The sequence below is a fragment of the Actinoplanes xinjiangensis genome, from assembly GCF_003148685.1.
In the GTDB taxonomy this organism is placed as follows: Bacteria; Actinomycetota; Actinomycetes; order Mycobacteriales; family Micromonosporaceae; genus Actinoplanes; species Actinoplanes xinjiangensis.
In genome coordinates this window covers 86,564-106,850 of the sequence record NZ_QGGR01000011.1, presented here as the reverse complement: position 1 = coordinate 106,850, position 20,287 = coordinate 86,564, and the positions used below count along the sequence as shown (strand labels likewise).

Annotated in this window: 24 protein-coding genes and 1 pseudogene; 13 read left to right on the top strand and 12 right to left on the bottom strand. The window is 72.4% G+C overall.

Annotated features, from left to right (window positions below):
• Positions 1-83: 83 nt before the first annotated feature.
• Positions 84-374: a hypothetical protein gene (locus BC793_RS24545; RefSeq protein WP_146246424.1), complete on the bottom strand. Its 291-nt coding sequence runs from the start codon at positions 372-374 to the stop codon at positions 84-86.
• Positions 375-472: 98 nt separating this feature from the next.
• Positions 473-1,990 (bottom strand): fibronectin type III domain-containing protein, encoded by a 1,518-nt coding sequence (locus BC793_RS24540; protein WP_109596130.1) that lies wholly within the window; start codon positions 1,988-1,990, stop codon positions 473-475.
• Positions 1,991-2,047: 57 nt separating this feature from the next.
• Between BC793_RS24540 and BC793_RS24535 the strand changes: the two genes are divergently transcribed.
• Both BC793_RS24535 and BC793_RS24530 read left to right on the top strand, forming a co-directional pair.
• Positions 2,048-3,403 (top strand): phenylacetate--CoA ligase family protein, encoded by a 1,356-nt coding sequence (locus tag BC793_RS24535; RefSeq protein ID WP_109596128.1) that lies wholly within the window; start codon positions 2,048-2,050, stop codon positions 3,401-3,403.
• Between the two features lie 125 nt (positions 3,404-3,528).
• A complete protein-coding gene (locus BC793_RS24530; RefSeq protein WP_109596126.1) occupies positions 3,529-4,335 on the top strand; it encodes a universal stress protein in 807 nt (268 codons plus the stop codon).
• Here the strand turns inward: BC793_RS24530 and BC793_RS24525 are convergent.
• Together BC793_RS24525 and BC793_RS24520 are read right to left on the bottom strand one after the other, a co-directional pair.
• Entirely contained in the window at positions 4,328-4,951 is a 624-nt protein-coding gene (locus BC793_RS24525) for a DJ-1/PfpI family protein (RefSeq protein ID WP_109596124.1), read from the bottom strand. The genes BC793_RS24530 and BC793_RS24525 overlap by 8 nt on opposite strands.
• A gap of 13 nt (positions 4,952-4,964) precedes the next feature.
• Positions 4,965-5,927: a GlxA family transcriptional regulator gene (locus tag BC793_RS24520; RefSeq protein WP_109596122.1), complete on the bottom strand. Its 963-nt coding sequence runs from the start codon at positions 5,925-5,927 to the stop codon at positions 4,965-4,967.
• Positions 5,928-6,095: 168 nt separating this feature from the next.
• Here BC793_RS24520 and BC793_RS24515 point away from each other — a divergent pair, with 168 nt between their 5' ends.
• A complete protein-coding gene (locus BC793_RS24515; RefSeq protein WP_239170333.1) occupies positions 6,096-7,358 on the top strand; it encodes a M20 metallopeptidase family protein in 1,263 nt (420 codons plus the stop codon).
• Between the two features lie 242 nt (positions 7,359-7,600).
• Positions 7,601-7,744, top strand: a pseudogene (locus BC793_RS50285) (cell division protein DivIVA); the annotation flags it as partial.
• A gap of 110 nt (positions 7,745-7,854) precedes the next feature.
• Here BC793_RS50285 and BC793_RS24505 read toward each other — a convergent pair.
• Positions 7,855-8,265 (bottom strand): MarR family winged helix-turn-helix transcriptional regulator, encoded by a 411-nt coding sequence (locus tag BC793_RS24505; protein ID WP_239170334.1) that lies wholly within the window; start codon positions 8,263-8,265, stop codon positions 7,855-7,857.
• A gap of 54 nt (positions 8,266-8,319) precedes the next feature.
• On the opposite strand from BC793_RS24505, the gene BC793_RS24500 reads away from it, so the two are divergent.
• The 3 genes from BC793_RS24500 to BC793_RS24490 all read left to right on the top strand — a co-directional run bounded on the left by BC793_RS24500 (position 8,320) and on the right by BC793_RS24490 (position 10,140).
• A complete protein-coding gene (locus tag BC793_RS24500) occupies positions 8,320-8,907 on the top strand; it encodes a TIGR03086 family metal-binding protein (RefSeq protein WP_109596114.1) in 588 nt (195 codons plus the stop codon).
• Positions 8,908-9,124: 217 nt separating this feature from the next.
• Positions 9,125-9,442: a TraR/DksA family transcriptional regulator gene (locus BC793_RS24495; RefSeq protein WP_239170335.1), complete on the top strand. Its 318-nt coding sequence runs from the start codon at positions 9,125-9,127 to the stop codon at positions 9,440-9,442.
• A 5-nt stretch (positions 9,443-9,447) separates the two neighbouring features.
• Positions 9,448-10,140, top strand: coding sequence for a rod shape-determining protein (locus BC793_RS24490; RefSeq protein WP_109596112.1), 693 nt, complete (start codon positions 9,448-9,450; stop codon positions 10,138-10,140).
• On the opposite strand, the gene BC793_RS24485 is transcribed toward BC793_RS24490, so the two are convergent.
• The 3 genes from BC793_RS24485 to BC793_RS24475 form a co-directional block, all read right to left on the bottom strand.
• A complete protein-coding gene (locus tag BC793_RS24485) occupies positions 10,106-11,164 on the bottom strand; it encodes an FAD-dependent monooxygenase family protein (RefSeq protein WP_146246422.1) in 1,059 nt (352 codons plus the stop codon). The two genes, BC793_RS24490 and BC793_RS24485, sit on opposite strands and share 35 nt — an antisense overlap.
• A gap of 53 nt (positions 11,165-11,217) precedes the next feature.
• Positions 11,218-12,030 (bottom strand): class I SAM-dependent methyltransferase, encoded by an 813-nt coding sequence (locus BC793_RS24480; protein WP_109596108.1) that lies wholly within the window; start codon positions 12,028-12,030, stop codon positions 11,218-11,220.
• A gap of 76 nt (positions 12,031-12,106) precedes the next feature.
• On the bottom strand, positions 12,107-13,240 hold the full coding sequence (locus BC793_RS24475) for a glycosyltransferase family protein (protein WP_282959001.1): 1,134 nt from the start codon (positions 13,238-13,240) through the stop codon (positions 12,107-12,109).
• Positions 13,241-13,688: 448 nt separating this feature from the next.
• On the opposite strand from BC793_RS24475, the gene BC793_RS24470 reads away from it, so the two are divergent.
• A complete protein-coding gene (locus tag BC793_RS24470; RefSeq protein ID WP_203896378.1) occupies positions 13,689-14,024 on the top strand; it encodes a hypothetical protein in 336 nt (111 codons plus the stop codon).
• Positions 14,005-14,655, top strand: a complete 651-nt coding sequence (locus BC793_RS24465; RefSeq protein WP_109596104.1) for a uridine kinase family protein — start codon at positions 14,005-14,007, stop codon at positions 14,653-14,655. The genes BC793_RS24470 and BC793_RS24465 overlap by 20 nt, the downstream gene beginning before the upstream one ends.
• A gap of 73 nt (positions 14,656-14,728) precedes the next feature.
• Here BC793_RS24465 and BC793_RS52850 read toward each other — a convergent pair whose 3' ends face one another.
• Positions 14,729-14,806, bottom strand: coding sequence for an SEC-C metal-binding domain-containing protein (locus BC793_RS52850; RefSeq protein WP_428839528.1), 78 nt, complete (start codon positions 14,804-14,806; stop codon positions 14,729-14,731).
• A 226-nt stretch (positions 14,807-15,032) separates the two neighbouring features.
• Here BC793_RS52850 and BC793_RS24455 point away from each other — a divergent pair, with 226 nt between their 5' ends.
• Complete coding sequence (locus tag BC793_RS24455; protein ID WP_109596102.1) at positions 15,033-15,659, top strand: hypothetical protein; 627 nt, start codon at positions 15,033-15,035, stop codon at positions 15,657-15,659.
• 43 nt (positions 15,660-15,702) lie between these two features.
• Here BC793_RS24455 and BC793_RS24450 read toward each other — a convergent pair whose 3' ends face one another.
• Positions 15,703-15,933: a helix-turn-helix transcriptional regulator gene (locus BC793_RS24450; protein ID WP_109596101.1), complete on the bottom strand. Its 231-nt coding sequence runs from the start codon at positions 15,931-15,933 to the stop codon at positions 15,703-15,705.
• Positions 15,934-15,997: 64 nt separating this feature from the next.
• Positions 15,998-16,729: a VOC family protein gene (locus BC793_RS24445; RefSeq protein WP_109596099.1), complete on the bottom strand. Its 732-nt coding sequence runs from the start codon at positions 16,727-16,729 to the stop codon at positions 15,998-16,000.
• A 115-nt stretch (positions 16,730-16,844) separates the two neighbouring features.
• Here BC793_RS24445 and BC793_RS24440 point away from each other — a divergent pair, with 115 nt between their 5' ends.
• Positions 16,845-18,059, top strand: coding sequence for an MFS transporter (locus BC793_RS24440; protein ID WP_109596097.1), 1,215 nt, complete (start codon positions 16,845-16,847; stop codon positions 18,057-18,059).
• 138 nt (positions 18,060-18,197) lie between these two features.
• The gene (locus tag BC793_RS24435; protein WP_109596096.1) at positions 18,198-19,142 is read left to right on the top strand and encodes a DUF2332 domain-containing protein; all 945 of its coding nucleotides are present in this window, start codon (positions 18,198-18,200) and stop codon (positions 19,140-19,142) included.
• Here the strand turns inward: BC793_RS24435 and BC793_RS24430 are convergent.
• Positions 19,109-19,699 (bottom strand): hypothetical protein, encoded by a 591-nt coding sequence (locus BC793_RS24430; protein ID WP_109596094.1) that lies wholly within the window; start codon positions 19,697-19,699, stop codon positions 19,109-19,111. The genes BC793_RS24435 and BC793_RS24430 overlap by 34 nt on opposite strands.
• A gap of 11 nt (positions 19,700-19,710) precedes the next feature.
• On the opposite strand from BC793_RS24430, the gene BC793_RS24425 reads away from it, so the two are divergent.
• Positions 19,711-20,235 (top strand): NUDIX domain-containing protein, encoded by a 525-nt coding sequence (locus BC793_RS24425; protein WP_109596092.1) that lies wholly within the window; start codon positions 19,711-19,713, stop codon positions 20,233-20,235.
• The last annotated feature ends 52 nt before the right edge of the window (positions 20,236-20,287 follow it).

Below are 20,287 nucleotides of genomic sequence, written 5' to 3'. Positions count from 1 at the left end.
GTACCGACGCTAGGCGCGCACCGCCCCGTCCGGCAGGACCCGAGGACCCGCCCGTGGAGGACCAACGGCCGTCCCCGGCCGGGTCAGGAGTCCGGTCCGGCCGGGGTCTGCAACGGGTGGGCCCGGGCCTCGCTCGCGGCCAGGGCGGCCATCGCGGTCCGGTAGTCGTGGCGGCTGATCCGGCCGGACCGCAGGTCGGCCAGCAGGGCCCGTTCGGGGTCGGCCGGCGCGGTCACCGGCAGGTCCAGGAGCGGGGCGAGGCACGGGTCGAGGTACGGCAGCGGGGTTGGTGGGCGGTCGGCCAGGGACAGGACGATCAGGCCCACCACTTTCATCAGCAGGATCACGGCGAACAGCAACAGTACGGCGGCCATGGTCACGTCACCTCCGATGAAGGCCGGGACACCGGCAACGTCCGCCGATGTCTCCGGACTCCATGTCACCACGTGGACGCCCGTCGGGACAGGGCCGGTCAGCTTCCCTTCGTCACGGTCAGGGTGCTGACCGGCGTGCGGTTCAGGGCGTTCATCCGGGTACTGGTGTCGCCCCACGTTCCGGCGGCGATGGAGGCGTCGCGTTCGGCGATCAGGGTCCGGTAGGCCGACGTGGTCAGGCGGTCCAGGCGCAGGCTCCACGCCACCCCGGATCCCTCCGGCTTCGTGGACCCCAGGTAGACCGTGTACGGGGCGGCGGCACCGTCGTACAGGTCGACCTTGCCGTCGAGGTAGCAGCGGCCGGCCACGCAGATCGACAGGGCGAGGACCGTTTTCGAGGCGGTGGCGTCGGACGCGGACACGGTGAACCTGGCGTCGAACGGCCAGGCGACGGTGCTGTTGTCGGCCGGGGCGGCGATCCTGGTCCTCGTGGTGGCGGCGGCTGTCGTCGTGGCCGGCGCCGCCTTCGTGGGTCTGCTGGTGGCGGGGGCGGCTCCGGCCGTACGCGAGGGGGCCTCGGAGGGGGTCGGCGCGGAGGGCGGCGCGGTGCGTGACGTGCACGCCTGCGGTGAGGTGGCGGACCCGTCGCCGTCGTATCCGGCGATCACCGCGAAGCAGTAGTCGCGGGCCGGATCGAGGCCCTGGACCTGGTAGGCGCTGGTGTCGCCGCCGGTCTCGCCGAGCGGTTGCGGCGCGGCACCGGCCGGGCCACCGGTGATCGTGTACCGGGCGACGCTGTCGTTCGGAGGCTTCCACAGCACCATCACCGAGCCGCCGGCGTCGTGCAGGGTGACCGTCGCCGGTGCGGCCTGGACGGCACCGGCGACCGCGGCGGCGGGTTCGCTCTCGTCGCCGGGACGCATCAGGATCGCGGCCACGGCGATCGCGGCGACACCGGCGGCGACCGCGGCGAACACCCAGGACCTGCGAGACGTGCGCACCGTGGCCGCAGCGGAGGACGGGAACGCAACCGGCCCGGACGGCGGCTCCACGGTCGACTCTCGGACCAGGATCGGCGGCGGCGTCTGCGGCGCAGGATCCGGAACCGGCGCCGGCGCCGGTGAAGTCGTGACCGGGACCGGCGCCTCGAAGGCCGGAGGTGCCTCGAAGGCCGGAGCAGCCGGGGCGGGCTGGTCGGGGCCCAGGTAGGTGCGGGCCCGGGTCACCGCCGGGTGATCCTCGCCGAGGGCGGCCGGGCCGAACGCGGCGACCTTCGCGTAGTGCGAGCGGGCCACGTGCCGGTTCGCGAGTTCCTCGGCGACCACCGCCAGGTCGTAGGCGAGCAGCACCGCCAGCGGATCCGACTCGTCGAGGCGGTGGCCGACCTCGATCGCCTCCTCGAGGACCCGCCGGGCCGACATCGGGTCGTCGGCACGCATGTGGAGTTCGGCGAGCTGCCGCATCGTGGACAGCAGCTCGGTGTCGCCCTGGGCCAGCTGGGCACGGCCGATCTCGATGGCGCGTTCGAGCAGTGCCTGGGCACCGTCCAGGTCGCCGGCGTCGGCGAGGGTCCCGGCGTGCCGGCGGACTTGGGCGAGGGCGGGTGACTCGGGCACCCGATCATGCTGCCAGACCGGGGTCCGGCCCTCGCAGGCCCGTCTAATCTGAGTGCCATGCAGGTGCTGGAGTTGTTCCGCGACGCCGCCGAGACCGTGCCCGCGTACGCCCTGTTCCTGCGCGAGCGGGGCGTCGACCCGGCGTCGGTGACCGATCCGGCCCAGATCCCGCTGATGACCAAGCAGGACTATCACCAGCGGTTCGACCTGCCGCAACGGTGCCGGGACGGGCGGCTGGACGCCGCGGCGACGGTGGCGGTGTCGTCGGGGTCGTCGGGCCGCCCGACGGTGTGGCCGCGGACCGTCGCCGACGAGGTTCCGGTGACGGCCCGGTTCGCGCAGGTGTTCCGGGACGGGTTCCGCGCCGGTGAGCGCAGCACCCTCGCCGTGGTGTGTTTCGCGCTCGGCAACTGGGTCGGCGGGATGTACACGGTGGCGGCGTGCCGGCAGCTCCCGGTGACCGTGGCCGCGCCCGGGAACGACATCGAGGAGATCCTGCGGGTCGTCGGCGAGCTGGGCGGGCATTTCGAGCAGACGGTGCTGCTGGGTTATCCGCCGTTCGTGAAGAACGTGATCGACGCCGGGGTGGCCCGCGGCGTGGACTGGGCGTCGTTGCGGATCAAACTGGTGCTGGCCGGTGAGGTGTTCAGCGAGCAGTGGCGGGACCTGGTCGCCGCGCGGGCCGGGATCGACGATCCGGAGACGGGCGTGGCGTCGCTCTACGGCACGGCCGATGCGGGGGTGCTGGGCAACGAGACCCCGTTGAGCGTACGGGTGAGGCGTTTCCTGTCCCGGCGGCCCGAGGTGGCCGCGGAACTGTTCGGTGAGTCCCGCCTGCCGACGCTGGTGCAGTACGACCCGGCGGCCCGGCTGTTCGAGACGGCACCGGACGGGACGCTGGTGTTCACCGCCGACGGCACGGTTCCCCTGGTCCGCTACCACATCGCCGACGACGGTGGCGTGCTGCCGAAGGCGGATCTGATCGCGGTGTGCCGGGAGCACGGCTTCGATCCGGGTGACGGCCCGGACCTGCCGTTCGTGTACGTGTTCGGCCGTTCGCTGTTCACCGTGTCGTACTTCGGCGCGAACGTGTACCCGGAGAACGTCACCGTCGGCCTGGAACGCCCCGACATCAGCGCCTGGTCCACCGGCCGTTTCGTGCTGAGCACGATCGAGGACGACGACCGTGACCGGCATCTGTCGGTGGTGGTGGAGCTGGCCCCCGGCGCCGAGGGCACACCGGAGCGCGAGCGGATGGCCGCCGAGTCGATCCGGGCCGAGCTGCTACGGCTGAACAGCGAGTTCGCCCACTACGTGCCCACCGGGAACCGGACTCCACGGGTCGAGTTGCGGCCCGCCGACGATCCGGAGTTCTTCCCCCGGGGCGTCAAGCACCGGTACACCCGCCGCTAGCCCATAGCCTCTCCGCTGCGGCATCGGGGGAAACCCCGGCGGACGGGTCTTTCGGCCCTGCCGGGACAGCCGGATTTGTCCGATGCTGGCTGGGATTGCCGTGGGTGAGGAGGGGGTTCGTAGCCATGGGCACCATCGTGGTCGGATATGACGGGTCGGCGTACTCGCAGGCGGCGCTGTTGTGGGCGCGCGACGAGGCGGTCCGGACCGGCGCGCCGGTCGAGGTGCTGCACGCCGACGAGTGGCCGGCGACGGCGCCGCCGATGGTTCCGCTGCCCCTGCTGCGCCCGGACCGGACGGTCTCCGACGTCATCGAGGAGACCTTGGAGCATGCGGTCGCGACGGTCCGCAAGACGCACCCGGCGGTCGCGGTGACCACCCGGGCGGTACGCGGGCACGCCGCCGCGGCCCTGATCGACCGTTCCCGGGACGCCGGCATGATCGTGCTCGGCGGCCACGGCCACAGCGTCGTCGCCGGGCTGCTCGGTTCGGTGATCTCGGCCGTCAGCGCGCACGCCCGCTGCCCGGTCGTGGTGGTCCGCGGGATGCCGCAGCAGGACGCCGCGGTGGTCGCCGGCGCCGACGGCTCCGCGCTGACGGCGCCGGTGCTCCGGTTCGCCGCCGGGCAGGCCGCGGCCCGGCAGGTGCCGTTGCGGGTGATCCGGGCCGCCCCCGAGCGGGAGACGCCGGACGATCCGCTCGTCGCCGTCCGCGAGCGGTTCCGCGGCCTGACCGTGTATGTCGAGGACACTCTGGAACATCCGGCGGCGGCCCTGGCGCGGGCGAGCGCCGCCGCACAGCTGCTGGTGGTCGGCAGCCGCGGGCACGGGCCGGTCGCCGGGCTGCTGCTCGGTTCGATCAGTCAGCACGTGCTGCGGCATGCGGCGTGCACGGTCGCGGTGGTCCACCGGGACCGTCGCGAGGTCAGCTGATCAGACTCAGCGCGGTCGCGGTGAGCCCGTCCGGGGCGGTCGCCGGGGAGCCGCACCGGTACGGAGGCTGCGGGTCGTACTCCATGGCCAGCTGGACGGCCTGTGCGGTCCGGTCGTCGACGGCGCGGCCGACCAGGAACAGCGCCATGTCGATGCCCGCGGACACGCCGGCGGCGGTGACGATGTCGCCGTCGTGGACGATGCGTTCGCTGACCGGGACGGCGCCGACCGTGGTGAGCCGGTCGAGCCAGCCCCAGTGGGTGGTGGCGCGGCGCCCGGCGAGCAGGCCGGCCGCACCGAGCAGGAACGAGCCGCTGCACACCGACGTCGTCCACCGGGTGTGCCGGCTCGCCTCGGTGATCCAGTCGACCAGCGCCCGGTCGCCGAGGGCCTCCAGGGTTCCGGCGCCGCCCGGGACCATCACGATGTCGGGCCGGGCCAGGTCCGCGTAGCCGGCTTCGGCGTGCAGGGTGAGGCTGCCGACGTCGTCGGTGACCGGCCCCGGTGCGGCGGCGACGAAGGTGACCCGCCAGCCCGGGACGAAGGCGAAGACGGTGTACGGGCCGACCGCGTCGAGCGCGGTGAACCGGGGATAGAGCGGGATCGCGACGTGCATGGAAAAGCTCCTGTCAGGACGATGTGGTGGTGAACCGGCGCCGGTATTCGCCGGGCGCAACCCGCCAGAGGCGGCGGAACACCCGGAACAGCGTTTCCGGGGCGCCGATGCCGGTCTCCCGGGCGATCCGGTCGAGGGGGTGGTCGGTGGTCTCCAGCAGACGGCGGGCGGCGTCGGCGCGACTGCGTTCCACGTAGCGGCCCGGTGAGGTGCCGACCCGTTCGGTGAAGACCCGGGCGAAGTGCCGCTCGCTGAGGCCGGTCCGGCGGGCCAGGGCGGGCACGCTCAGGTCGGCGCCCGGGTTGCCGTCGATGAACGTCTGCAGTTCCCGCATCGCCTCGTCCGGCGAGGCCGGCGCCCGCATCGCCGGGCTGAACTGGCTCTGCCCGCCCGGCCGGTGCAGGTAGACGACCAGCCCACGGGCCACGTCGTGCGCCAGGCGGGTGCCGTGGTCGTCGGCGACCAGCGCCAGCGCGAGGTCGATGCCGGCGGTCACGCCCGCCGACGTCCACACCGGCCCGTCGCGCTGGTAGATCCGGTCGGCGTCGACGGTGACGTCCGGGTAGCGCCGGGCGAGCTCGCCCGCGGCGAGCCAGTGCGTCGTGGCCCGGCGCCCGGCGAGCAGTCCGGCCTCGGCGAGGAGCAGGGCCCCACTGCAGACCGATGCGGTACGCCGTGCAAGCCCCGAGAGCCGGCTGAGGTGCCCGGTCAGTTCCCGGTGACGCAGATGCTCCGGAACGGACAGACCGCCGGCGACGAGCAACGTGTCGATCTCGCCGTCGACGTCGGCCAGCGCCGTGGTGTCGACGCGGATCCCGGTGTTGGCCGTGACCGGCCCGCCCCGGTCCGCGACGACCTCGATCCGGTAGCCGCCGGTCCGGGCCAGCAGGGTGGCCGCGGCGAACACGTCGGCGGGCCCGGCCAGGTCGAGCAGTTGGAACCCGTCGAACACCACGTGGACGATCCGCCGCTGCATGTCCTCATCGTGGCCGTCCCCTCTCGTGGCGGCAACGACACGAACATTGCAGATCCTGCCGTCGGCTTTGGTGGTGCTGGCACCACCATCGGCCGGGAGTCTGTCCCATCGTGCCGGGGTGCGGATCGCGAGAGGCTGAACCACGTCGAACAAGGCGGGGGAGGAACAGTGCGAAGCTCAGAAGGTAAAACGATCAGCCGGCGCGCCATTCTCGGTGGAACGGTCGCGGCGACCGCGGGGATGTGGCTCACGTCGACCGAGGCGGCCTCGGCGACCGACCGGGGAGCCCTGGCCGTGGAGCGGGAGGCCGCCCGGCTGGACGGCTCACTCATCGCGCTGCGACGCGACCTGCACGCCCATCCGGAGCTGTCCGGTCAGGAGCGGCGGACCGCCGGGGTGGTGGCGGCGCGCCTGCGTGCGGCGGGGCTCGACGTCACGACCGGCGTCGGCGGGCACGGTGTCGTCGGGGTCCTGACCGGGGCCCGTCCGGGCCGGACGGTGGCGTACCGGGCGGACATGGACGCGGTCGGCCCGGACGACGGGGCCGGCGGCGCGACCGGCCCGTCACACCTGTGTGGTCACGACATCCACACCACGATCGGGGTGGGGATCGCCGAGGTGCTCGCCCGGCTGCGGGAGCGGCTGTCCGGCCGGGTGGTGCTGCTGTTCCAGCCGGCCGAGGAGAGCCTGACCGGCGCCGCCGCGATGATCGCCGACGGTGTCCTCACGGCCACCCGGCCGAGCGAGATCCACGCGCTGCACTGCGGCCCGTTCCCGGTCGGCCGGTTCGCGACGATCGCCGGCATCGGCCTGCCCGGCCAGGACAAGGGCCAGATCGTCCTCACCGGCGCCGATGCCCCGGCGCGCGCTCAGCGGCTGGCCGGGAGCATCAACGCCATGAGTACGGTGAAGCGCCCGGCCGATCCCGCCGCCCTGGAGCAGTTGCGGGCCGATCTGCAGACCCCCGGTGGACCGCTGGCCCGGTTCGTCTTCGTGCAGGCCCAGGCCGTCGGCGCGACCGTGCGGGTGTCGTCGCGATGCTGGCCGGAGCACCGTTACACGCAGGTGCGGGCCGAGATCCGGCGCCGTGCCCGGGCGGCGGGCCCGGCCACCGTGGACTTCCCGGCCGACCCGTTCCCGGCGATGCACGCGCCACGGCGGGAGGGCGAGGCCCTGGAGCGGCATCTGCGGCGCACGCTGGGCACCGAGCGGGTGGTGCCGCTGCACGCGGCGATCCCGTTCAGCGGGGAGGACTACGCGCACTTCCTGAACCGGATCCCGGGCACCTACACGTTTCTCGGGGTCCAGGCGCCGAACAGCGGCATCGAGACCAGCTATCCCCATCTCGCCACCTTCCGGCCGGACGAGAGTGCCATCGGCCACGGCGTCCGGGCCATGTCCGGCTGGCTGCTCACCCGCACCCGGTCCTGACGAGACAGCCGGGACACCGGGTGAGCCGCTGTCGACACGTTTCGCTCGCTGAGTACCGTTGCGGCATGAAGGGCTCTGGCCTGTTCCTGTTCGCCGTCGGCGGCGGCGCTCTCGCCGGATCGGCCGCCGGGCGTCAGTCGATGCCGTTCGCGATCGGCGCCGTCGTGGTGGGGCTGCTCCTCGCGGTGGCGGGCTCACTGACCCGCGGCGGCGGCGATCTGATCGAGGACGCGGGGGCCCCGGACCGGCCGGCCCTGTCGGGTCTGGGCACCCGGGTCGAGCAGATCCTGAGACTGGCCGAGGAACAGGCCGAGGACCACCGGGCCGAGGCACGACGGGAGGCCGACGGCATCATCGCCGCCGCCCACGCCGAGGCCCGGCGCATCCACCCGGAATAGGTTCGTCCGCGCGTGCCGGCCTCTTGCGGGGATGCGGGGCGGGTTCGGGCGTACCGCTGAGGGGTCTTGTTTCTGCCTGGGACTGCGGGACGGCCGACTCAGAGGAGTTTCTGCAGTGCCTGGAGGAAGGTCTCGCGCTCGGCCGGCGTCAGTCGGCTGAGCAGCTCCTCCTCGGCGGCCTGGATGGCGGCCTGGGTGGCGTCGCGGAGGCGGCGGCCCTCGGCGGTGAGGGAGAGCAGGCGGGCGCGGCGGTCGGTGGGGTCGGGCCGGCGTTCGATGAGGCCGCGGGCTGTCAGGTCGTCGAGGATCTTGATGATGCGGGTCTTGTCGGCGCCGATCGCCTCGGCCAGGGCGGTCTGTGTGCGCACCGGCTCGTCGTCGAGGTTGAGCAGCACCGCATACGCCCACATGGCCAGGCCGTGTGCGTCGAGGATGGGCGCTTCCAGGGCGAACAGGGTGCGCCCGAGCGGGCCGATCATCGCCGCTAGGTCGGGGCGCGAGCTGGTCACGGCGTTGAGAATACCGGCTTGCACAGACGATAAGCATGTGCACATGATAGGCGCATGCATACTGATTTCGCGGAGTTGCTCGACCTCGACCGCAAAGCCGTCACGCTCAGCATCGATCTGCTCGCCCCGGTCACCGCGGAGGACCTGTCCCGCCCCACGCCATGCGCCGGCTGGGACCTCGCCGGCCTGATCGCCCACATGACCGCCCAGCACCGTGGCTTCGCCGCGGCCGCCGCCGGGCACGGCGCCGACCCGCAGCCGTGGCAGCCGGTGCCGGCCGACGACCCGGTCGCCGGATACCGCACGGCCGCCGCCGACGTGCTGACCGCCTTCGCGACCGCCGAGGACACTCTGTTCACCATGCCGGAGATCACACCGCGGACCATCCCGGCGCGGATGGCGGTCGGCTTCCACCTCGTCGACTACGTGGTGCACGGGTGGGACGTCGCGGTCGCGCGCGGTGTGCCGTTCGATCCCGCGCCGGAGCTGGTCGCGGCCACCCTGCCGATCGCCCTGGCGGTGCCCGACGACGATCAGCGCCTCTCCCCCGGCGCCCCGTTCCGCCCGGCGGTGCCGGTGACCGAGGCCGCCACCCCGCTGGAACGCCTGCTCGCGGCGCTGGGCCGCGACCCCGTCCGGTAACCGTTTGGCAGGCCGCGAAGGGCGGCCTATGGTGTTTGGATGCTTCCGGTGGAGTCGTGCGCGCCGGCCGTCACCGCGGTGACGGCTGCGTGTGCTGCCCACCGTCCGGTCACCGCACCGGACGGTCGCGGCCCACCGGCGGAGGCGTTTTCTCACCCACGACCGCCCAGGGCGAAGCTCATCAGCTTCGGCCTTTTTTGTTTTCCGGAGGAATCCCGTGACTATCGACATCGACAGCCGCTTCCCGATGGTGCACGCTGCACTGACCGACGAGCTGGACCGGCAGACGGCCCGGCTCAAGGAACTCACCGAAATGAGCGCCGACACCGGCGATCCCGGTGAGTCACACACCCGGGATGCGCTGCTCGCCGAAACCCGACGTAGCGTTGAACAGGTGACCGGGGCGTTGCGGCGAATCGCCGAGGGCGCCTACGGGCAGTGTGAGGGGTGCGCGGGGGCCATCCCGGCGGAGCGGCTGGAGATTCTGCCGCACGCTCGGTTCTGTGTTCCGTGCCAGCAGAAGCAGGTTGGGTGACGAAAATGGCGTCCGCGATCGCTGTCGATCTGGGCAGTGACATCGCAGGTGTGTGGACCGCCCAGCAGGGCGTGGTCAGCGGTCGGTGCGACGGTGCCGGCCCGCTGATACGCCGGGGCCGGGTCGTCGACTTCGACGGGTGTGTGGCCATGCTGTCCCAGCTGGTCGGCACGTTCGCGCAGCCGGTGCCGTCCGGTGGCGTGGTGGTGGCGTGCCGGCCGGTGCTGGCGTCCGGCGACGATCAGGAGACGACGCGACGGGTGCTGAAGGCGGTGTTCGAGCCGTCCCGGGTACTGCTGATCGACAGTGTGCGGGCGGCCGCGATCGGGGCCGGTGAGACGGCCGGGATGCTGCTGGTCGCCGATGTGGGTGCCGAGCTGACCGAGGTCGCCGTGCTGGACTACGGGCGGGTCGTCGAGGCCCGCCGCAGCGACATCGGCACCCGGGACCTGACCAGCGACGTGACGGTGGACGTGATCGTCGATCACATCGCCGCGCACGTCGACAGTCTGGACGTCGACCCGCCGGAGAACGGGCTGCTGCTCGTCGGCGACGGGGCTCTGCATCCGGGGCTGGTCGAGGCGGTGTCCGCGCGGCTGGGTATCCGGGTGCACCGGGCGGCCGACCCGCGCACGGCCGCCCTCAACGGCGCCGGCAAGGCGGCTATGTCATTGCTGCGACATCCCGGCGCCCGGTGAACACCGGGCCAGCCCGCCGGGTGTGCAGCTGGGCCGCCTGCCCGGTCAGCGCGGTCGCGGTGATGTGCAGCTCCCCCGTCCATTCGGGGCTGTCGAACGCGGCCCGGTAGTGGACCGCACACCCGGTGAGGTGGTCGTGGAAGGCGGCTCCGAGCCGCCGGTGGTAATGCCCGAGGAGGTCCGCGGCGGGGTGCCCGTCGCGGATCCCCCGGATCACGGCCGCGGCGAGGATCGCCGTGCGCAGCGCGTGCCCGGCGCCGGATCCGCTGACCGGATCGAGACGCAGCACCGCGCCACCGATGTGCAGCCGTCCCGGCTCTGCCCGCTGGCGGGACAGCCACGGCGCCGCCGGCATCACGGTGACCTGCGGCGGCGGTTCGGTGACGAACCCGCCCAGCCCGGCGGCCTCGATCTCCTCGGCGAGGAACCCGGCGGGATCATCCGGGGGTACGGGTGTCATCGCCTGCACCAGTCCGCGCCCGTTCCCGACCGGCACGACGCCGACCCAGCCCCGCCCGGTGGTGGCCATCCGGCTGACCGCGGTGGACGGCATCGGTGCGTGACCGGCGAGCAGGACCCGCCGCCCGACCGGTGGATTACCGGCCGGGCGCACCGCGGCGCGGACCGTCCAGTCCGCGGCCGGCGCCACCTCGGCACGCCGTACCGCGGTGGGCAGCCGCTGTTCCAGGGCGTCGACGAGCCGCTGCCCGTCGACGACGACGGCGGATGCCGGGACCTGCACCGGGGCGGCGTCGCGACCCCAGCGGACCGACCGTCCGGTGAGCTGGTGGCCGCCGTCGAGCAGCCGCTCCTCCGGGTCGTCCCAGACCCGGGTCAGCACCGCGATCGTGGCCTCGTTGAGGACCAGGTCGGGCACGGGCGCGGACGGTGTGCCGACGAGCGTCACCGTGAAACCGTCGCGGGCCGCCAGCAGGGCACAGGTCAGCCCGGCCAGTCCCGCCCCGTGGACGGCGACGCGGTCGGCCCCGGGCCCCGGCATCGGGATGGCACGGACCTCGTTCACGATGATCAAATTACGATCGGCGCCCCGGTCCTCCGCCCGTCACTGCGGGCAAGTCACCGGTCCGGGTGGTCCGGCACCCGGCTCCGGGGTCCGTCGCCGTCCGCCCGGCCCACCCGCCGGGCCAGGTGGACGATGATGTCGGCGGTCAGCTCGACGGTCTCCGGCAGCACCTGCTCGATGCGGCGGAACACCTGCCCCCGTGTCGCGGGCGGTAGTTCGAGGTAGGCCGAGACGGTCGAGAGGTGACCGGTGAAGTCGGCGGCGCTCATCGTCAGGCGCCGTTCGACCACGTGCTGCCGCACGTCGGTGAAGAACGGCGACTGCCGCAACTCGGTGCCCGGCCACTGCATGGGCTCCTCCGCCGGCGTGCCGTCCGGTGACGGGATCTCGTCGCTGTCCAGGAACGGCGCCCGGGCCGTGCGGACCGCCTCCTCCACCGCCGGATCCGCCAACTGCATCGGCCCGCCGAACGACGCGAACACCCCACCGGGCCGCAGCCACCCGGCGACCCGCGGCCACCGGCCGTCCGGTCGCGTCCAGTGCAGGGCGGCGGCGGCGAAGACCAGGTCGAACCGCTCCCCGGTCCGGACGTCCTCGAACGCCGCCCGCACCGGCGAGACGGTGACCGGGACGTGTCTGCGCAACTCGGCGAGCATGGCCGCGTCCGGTTCGGTGGCGGTGACGGCGACTCCCCGCCCGGCGAACAGCCGGGTCGCCTTTCCGGTCCCCGCGCCGATCTCCAGGGCGTTGCGGACCGGTCGTTCCGCGTAGTCGGTCACCAGGGTGAACAGCTCGTCCGGGTATCCGGGCCGGAACCGTTCATAGGCCTGCGCCACCGCCCCGAACGTCAACGCGCGAATCGACATGTGGCGCATCCTGGCATGTCGCCTCCGGTCGGCGCGCGGCCTTTACCGGCGCCGGCCGGTCACCGGTGACCGGTGGTCAGATGGCCTGGCCGGAGATGAACGGCAGCCAGCCCGCATACCAGCCGGACAACAGAGAGACCGCGCCCAGCACGATCCAGAGGTCCCGGTTGGACATGCGGGCCAGCAGGAACGCCGGAATGAGCAGCACCGGGAACGCGGGCAACAGATGCCGGCCGGCCATCGACATGTGCGTGTGCGACAGCGTCGCCAGCACCAGCATCGCGCCGGCGAACACCGTCAGCTGCCACGGGGCACGCGGTATGAGCAGCGCGAACATCACCACGAACCCGAACAGGATGAGCAGCGACAGCACCCGGATCGGTTTGTCGGCGTTGTCGCCGTCGACCCCGATGAGGATGTCGGTGGACATGTTCCAGGTGTTCTCGCCGTAGTCCCAGCGGGCGCCGAACGTGTTGTCGTGGATGCTGGTGTACCTGTCGAACCCGCCGAGCCGGGCGGACGCGAACGCGAAGTAGGCGAGCAGGCCGGCGGGCGCCAGCGCCATCGCCGCGTACGGCCGCCATCCGCCGCGCCGCGAGAAGACGGCGACCAGCGCCGCCAGGCCGACCGTGCCGATCAGCGCGGTCGCGGTCGGCCGGCTCAGACCGCTCACCCCGGCGAGCAGACCGGCGATCAACCATCGTTCCTTGAGTACGGCGTACAGCGCCCACGCGGCCAGGGCGGTGAACAGCGACTCGGTGTACGCGCCGTTCTGCGTCATCGCGGCCGGCGCCAGCGCCCAGGCGGCGACCAGCATGAGGCCGACCCGGTGACCGCGGACGTGCCGTCCGATCAGATACAGACCCCAGGCGGCGGCGATGGCCGCCACGAACGACACGATCAGGCAGGCGGTGGCCGGCGAGATGAAGGGGAGGTACGTCAGCGGGCGCGCCAGCCACGGATAGAGCGGGAAGAACGCCAGCCGCAGCTCGTACGGCACCCCGTCCTCGTCGACCGCACCGACCGGCCCGCCCAGGCCACTGCCGGCGATCTTCGCGTACCAGCGCCCGTCCCAGGACACGAGCGCGTCCCACATCGAGGTGAAGCCGCGCCACTGGTTGTTGATCGTTCCGTCCGGGTAGACCTGCCGGCCCGGGTCGAGGGCGTGCGCGTGACTGGCCAGCACGTGCATCACTTCGAGGCTGGTCAGGCGCAGCAGAAGGTACAGGCCGATCGCGGGCGCCGCGGCGACGGCCGAGGCACGCAGCCGCGCTCTCCGGCTCAGCGGGATCTCCGGTTCCGGGTTGTCGTCCGCCGCTCTGTCCGTGCGGGCCGACGCTACGTCAGAAATGGGAACGTCCCTCCTGGTAGAGCTCCCGGGAGCGCTCCCGGGCACAGCGTGTGGTCATCGAGCGGTGTCGTTGCGGCGAGGCTAACCCATCACACCGCACGGAGGCAGCCGATGAGGGCTCCGGCACCCTACCGTGCCGCGCCGGGCCGCCTCCAGAACACCTCCGGCAACGCCCGCTTGTGGACGACGTCACCGATCCGTACCGCCCCGACGGTGTTACCGCCCGGCAGATGTTCTTCACTCACCGCTACTTCATACCGCCCCCCTCGCCGCAGCGACACCGGTTTGCGTACGCCATGCTGGCCTCGTGGCCGACAACAACTGGTACAGCACTCGATGTGTGTTCGAGTTCCACGGGCTCGCCGAGACGCCGACCTATGAGGAACGTGTGACGCTCTGGCATGCGCCCGACTTCGAGACGGCGATCGCACTGTCCGAGGGCGACGCGGAGGACTACGCCGCGGATCTGTGCACCTTCACCGGCCTGATCCAGGCCTTCCAGCTGTACGACGTCCCCGGCCACGGTGCCGAGGTGTTCTCCCTGATGCGCACCAGCGCCCTGCCGGCCCGCGAATACCTGGACACGTTCTTCGACACCGGCGACGAACGCATGGGACAGTCGGATGCGCCTGCATCCCGGTGAGATCGAGGCGACCGGCTGGCGGGTGGTTCCCCTGACCGACGTCGTGACCTCGTTGCGCGCGGCGTCCCCCGGCGTCGGCGGCCGGCCCCGGGTGATCGCGATCGACGGCCGCGGCGGCGCCGGCAAGACGACACTGGCCGCCCGGCTGCGTGACGCGGTGCCGAACTCCGCCGTCGTGCACACCGACGACGTCGCCTGGAACCATGCCTGTTTCGACTGGGGCCCCCTGCTGGCCGGCCACGTCCTGCAGCCGCTGCACCGGGGGGAGCCGGTCGATCACCGGCCCGACGCGTGGATCAGCCACGGGCGACCGGGATCGATCACCGTTCCCGCCGGTCTGGACTTCGTCTGGGTGGAGGGCACCGGTGTCATCCGCGAGGAGCTGGCCCGATGGCTGGACGCCTCGATCTACCTCCAGGGCGACCTCGACGACCAGGACCGCCTGCTGCTGGCCCGCGACGGCGACTCCCCGGAGCACCGCGAGCACGTGGCGAACTGGATGCGGGAGGAGTTGCCGTTCCTGCTGCGCGAACAGCCGTGGTCCCGGGCCACCCTGATCGCCGCCGGGCCGCCACGGATCGCCCACGATCCGCAGACCACGGTGGTCGTCGCCCCGTCGGCCGGCCGATAGGGCGATGGCGCCGCCGTCGAGGCGACGCCATCTCATCGATCAGTCCCGCACGTAGTAGTGCCCGTTGGTGTCGTCATACCGGCCGCCGCGTCGGCAGCACCGGCGGAAACCGCCGCCCGGAGCGGCACGGGCACGGGTCGTTCCCGCCCAGCTTCTCGATCAGCTCGGTGTCGGCGCCGACCGTACGGTCGCCGCGTTTGACCTGCGTCTCGCTAGAGGGAACCCCCTACGCCGTTTGCTGGTCGGCTCAAAAGGACGCCTCGGCGTCGTAATCGGTGTCCATGACGGCCTCCTCGAAGTGACGGTGTTCGCGGCCGGGAAACTACGCGGCTGCCGCACCGGCGCGCCACTGGTTTTCGAGGTGTAATGATGGCCGCGTGCCCATTCCAGCGCTGACCCGGGTCGTTCCGACGGAGCGATGGCAGCTCGCCCTGGAGTTCGAGCCGGGCGAGGTCCGGCTGTTCGACTGTTCGGTGGCCCGGTTGCAGCGGGAGCGGCCGGAACGCGACTGGTCGGCGCTCGCGTCGCCGGAACGGTTCAAGCATCTGGACTTCGGGGCGCGGCGGGTGTGGTGGCGCGGCGGGCTGGCCCTGGAGTCGGAGTATCTGTACGGTGCGTCGACGCCGATCAAGGGACGGGACCGGGACAATCAGCTGCTGCGGGTGGCGTACCGCAATCAGGCGCCGACGCCGGAGCATCCGACCCATCACGTCTACTACGTGTGTGTGGTGCCGTTCGGGGCGCGGCCGTTTCTGATCGGCGAGTCCATCAACGGCGGCCACGGGGAGATGGGCGGGTCGACGTCGCTGCGGCTGGCGGAGTTGCGGGCCTGGCGGGGCTGGCAGCAGCATTTCGAGCTGGCGGGGTGCGGGTGGGCCGTACCGATGATCGGGTCCGACGAGCGGGCCAGTGTCGATGCGGTGGTGCGTGAGGTGTGCCGGCGGGCCGACACCGAGGAGTCCGACACGGTCGGTTACGACTGGAAGAAGACCCGGCCCCGGTGACCCGGGCGGCACTCTCCGCGCGGCCGGTCACTGACGGCGCCGGTCACTGACGGCGGTGTTTGATGATGACGGCCTGGCGGGCGGCACGCCACGCCTCCACCTCGTCGGCCAGCCACACCTTGCCCTGGGCCAGGTCGGCGACCGGCTCGGGGAAGTCGGTGCGGCTGGTGAGCTGATAGACGCGCTGCCGGCTGATGCCGCCGAAATGCAGGCGGATCTCATGGGCGCCGTACAACCGCAGACGCGCGCGATCTAGACTAGTGACTGTAGGCATGCGTCAAGTATGCACGACTACCTGCTCCCTGCCAACCGCAGGTGGCCGGCCCTCGGCGTTCCGGTCAGCTCGGGGCGAGCAGGCAGAACTCGTTGCCCTCCGGATCGGCCAGCACCGTCCACGGCACCGGGTCCGGACCGAGGTCGACGGCGGTGGCGCCGAGCGCACGCAGTCGCGCCGCCTCGGCCTGCGGGTCGTCACCCGGGTACGGCCGGACGTCGAGGTGCACCCGGTTCCACCCGGTCTTCGGCTCGGGCACACGGACGAACCGGAGGTACGGCCCGACACCCGCGGCGGAGCGCAGCACCGCCTCGTCGCCGGTCACACTGTGCACGCTCCAGTCCATGGCGGAGCCCCAGAACCGGGCCATGGCCCGCGGGTCGGCACAGTCGACCACGACCGACGCGATCGGCCCGGTCTGTTCGTACAGCGCGTCCAGCACGCAGAACTCGTTGCCCTCCGGGTCGGCCAGCACCGTGCGCCCGACGTCGCCCGAGTCGACGTCGACGGGTGTCGCACCGAGGCCGGTGAGGCGCGCGACGAGGTCGGACCGGTGCGCCGGCGAGGTGGCGGCGAGGTCGAGGTGCACCCGGTTCTTGACCGTCTTGGGTTCCGCGGAGACGATGAGGTCGATGCAGACGGCGGCCGGGTCGGGATAGTCGAAGCCCTCCGGTTCGAGGTTGGTCACGCCGGGTCCCTCGCTGGAGACCGCCCACCCCAGCGCCTGCGCCCAGAACCCGCCGAGCGCGTTGTCGTCCTTCGCCTTCATGTTGATCTGCACCAGCCGCGTCGCCATGCCGACGATCGTAGGGCGGGACACCGGCGCCCGATCGGCACCCCGGACCGGTGGGGCGCGCCGGCCGCATGATAATCCAGCGGAATCGATGGGCCGGTTCTGTTAGACAGTCCGGATGCCCGAACGCCGACGACTGATTCCGCTCGCCTGCGCCCTCGCCGTCGACATGTTCGGCAGCGGCCTGTTCCTGCCGGTGTCGCTGCTGTACTTCACCGAGGTCACCGGGCTGTCGCTGGGCACGGTGGGCCTGCTGCTGAGCGCGGCCGCGGTCGCGTCCCTGCCCGTGCCGCTGCTGGTCGGGCATGTGGCGCACCGGCTCCGGCCGCTGGACCGGGTGATCGTGGCGCAGGTGGTGCAGGGTGCGGCGTTCGCGGCGTACGGCTGGGCGCACTCCGCCGCCGGGGTGCTGACCGTGGCCGTGCTCGCCTCGGTCGGGCAGCGGCTGTTCTGGTCGTCGTTCTTCTCGGTGGTCGCCGGCCTGGCCGAACCGGGTGAGGACCGGCAGCGCACGGACCGCCGCTACGCGCTCACCGGCATGATCCAGATGGCGTCGATGGGTGCCGGAACCCTGCTCGGTGGCCTGGTCGTGGCGTACGGCTGGTACCAGCCGGTGGTCTTGTTCAACGCGGCGACCTTCCTGCTCTCCGGCGCGCTGCTGCTGGTGGTGCCCCGCGACCGCCGGGCACTGCCGGAGGGCCCGGCACCGGGCGGCTACCGGACGATGCTGCGCGACCGGCCCTACCTGCTGCTGATCGCGGTGAACAGCGTGTTCGCTCTGTGCAGCGTGTTCATCGGGATCGCGTTGCCGGTGTATCTGATCGAGGCGCTGCCCGCCCCGGACTGGCTGGTCGGCCCGCTGCTGGCGGCGAACACGGTACTGCTCGCGTCCGGGCAGGCGCTGGCGGTACGGCTGGTGCGGCCGCTGTCACGACCGCGGGGACTCGCGCTGGCCGGCGTGCTGTGGGTGGTGTGGGCGCTGCTGTACGCGGCGGCGATCCGGGTTCCCGCGGCGGCGCTCGTCCCGTACCTCCTGGTGGGGTTGATCTTCTTCGCGGCCGCCGACCTGGTCCATGCACCGCTGTCGAACGCCCTGTCGGCGGCGGCCGCGCCGCCCGGCCAGCGGGACCGCTATCTGGCGATCTACCAGTACTGTTTCGCCTTCGCCAGCATTCTGGCCCCGGCGTTCTTCACCACCCTGTACGCCCGCGGCCCGGCCGTGCCGTGGCTGGCCCTGGCCGCGGTCACCGCCGTCGCGACCGTCGTCGTCCACGCCCTGAACGGGCCGCTCACCGCCCGCGAGGACGCGGGCCGGAGGACTCCGGTCGGATAGGCGGTCATCTCCGTGGCCGATCAATCTGGCGACGCGATGAATGACGGTCCGGGCGGCGTAGCCGAGGTCGCCCGCCCGCCGGTTCCAGGTGATCATGCGGGAGCCCGGTTTCGCAGCGACTGTGCCAAGATCGCTGGAATGAGTACCGCAGCGACCTATGCCGAATTCGCCGCCCGGGAAGCGCGCGGGGTGTCTCCCGTCTATGAACGGCTGTCGCTCGCGGTGGCCGCCGACGAGACGATCCTCGAGCTGCTGGCGACGGTTCCCGAGGGCAAGCGGCAGCCGAACCTGCTGTTCGCTGTGGTGCGGCTGCTCGGTGGCCCGGTCGGTGATCCGGCGGCGTTCCACGACTTCACGGTGGCCCACTGGGATCGGATCGCGGCGAACCTGCGGGTCCGGGCGACCCAGACGAACGAGCCCGGCAGATGCGCGGTGCTGGTGCCCGTACTGGAGAGGCTGCCGCAACCACTCGCCCTGCTGGAGGTCGGCGCGTCGGCCGGCCTGGGTCTCTATCCGGACCGGTACACCTACCGCTACGGGGACCGGCTGCTCGGGACCGCGGGTCCGGTCCTTGCGTGCGAGCTGACCGGGACCGAGCCGCCGGCCCGGCTACCGGAGGTGGTGTGGCGGGCCGGCCTCGACCTCAACCCGTTGCGCGTGAGCGACGCCGATGACATCGCGTGGCTGGACGCGCTGATCTGGCCGGAACACGAACATCGCCGGGAGCGCCTGCGGGCGGCCGCCGCGATCGCCGCCGCCGATCCCCCGCACCTGATCCGCGGCGATCTCGTCGACGACCTGCCGGCCCTGGCCGCGCAGGCACCGGCCGGGGCGACGCTCGTCGTCTTCCACACCTCCGTGCTGTACCAGGTGCCCGACGAACGGCGGCGGGCGTTCGAGCGACTCGTGGGTACGCTGCCCGGCCATCGGATCTCGGTCGAGGCGCCCGGCGTCGTCCCGTTCGACGGCCTGCCGCCCGCCCCGGACGACACGCTGCACAACGTGGTCGCCCTCGACGGTGTGCCGCTGGCGTGGGCCCGCGGGCACGGTCAGGCGATGTCGTGGTTCGCCGGGCGGCGATGACCGTCGATCCAGCGGCGCAGGTCGGCGGCGGACTCCCCGACCGTCCGGCCGGTCGTGTCGATCACCGTCACCGCCCAGTGCGGCAGGTCGTTCCAGCGTTCCCAGCGCATCCGGTCCCATCCACCGGCGGTGATCGCCTCCGGCCGGTGGGTACGGTCGGCGGCATGCGCGCGCTGCCACCGCGCCCAGCCGAGGAACGCCTCGGTCGCCCGGGCGTCCCACTTACCGGGGTCACGCCGGGTGAGGCGCTGCCGACGCACCTCGTCGTCGACGTCGAGCAGGCACGCGGCGACACCGTTCAGGGCGGTCGCCGACGGGCAGGCCAGCACCTCGCCGAGCGGCGACTGGCCGGTGAGCAGCATGTCCCGGCCGTCGGCCTGATAGCGCAGCGCCCGCCGGATCCACTGCTCCAGGCTGCGCTGGCGCCAGACCACGTCCGCGCCGGCCGGCACGCCGATCTCGTCGAAGTCGTGCCACACCAGGCCGTCGACCGGGCCGCAGGCGCGGACGACGGTCGTCTTTCCGGAACAACTCGATCCCGAGATCGTCAACAGCATCGGAGTCTTCCATGGAACAGGTGAGCAGCCGCGTCGTCTATCACAACCCATGGATGACGGTACGGGAGGACGAGGTCCGCCGCCCGGACGGCACGGCGGGCATCTACGGCGTGGTGGAGAAACCGGACTTCGCGCTGGTGCTGCCCCGCTGGCGGGACGGGTTCTGGCTGGTGGAGCAGTTCCGGTACCCGGTCGGGCGGCGGGCGTGGGAGTTCCCGCAGGGCAGCTGGGGTGCCGGTGCCGACGGCGATCAGGTGGCGCTGGCCCGGCGGGAACTCGCCGAGGAGACCGGGCTGCGCGCCGAGGAGATGATCCATCTCGGACATCTCTACGAGGCCTACGGGTACTGCACGCAGGGCTTCGACGTCTACCTGGCCTCCGGTCTGGCCGAGGGTGAACCCGACCGTGAGGCGTCCGAGCAGGACATGGTCCACCGCGCGTTCACCGACGAGGAGATCACCGCCATGATCCGTACGGGTGCCATCGTCGACGCCCCCTCGCTGGCCGCCCTCACCCTGTACCGTCTCGGCGCGTGAAATGGCCATCCTCGCCGGCCTGCTGATCACCGGGGTCATCTGCTGTCCAGCG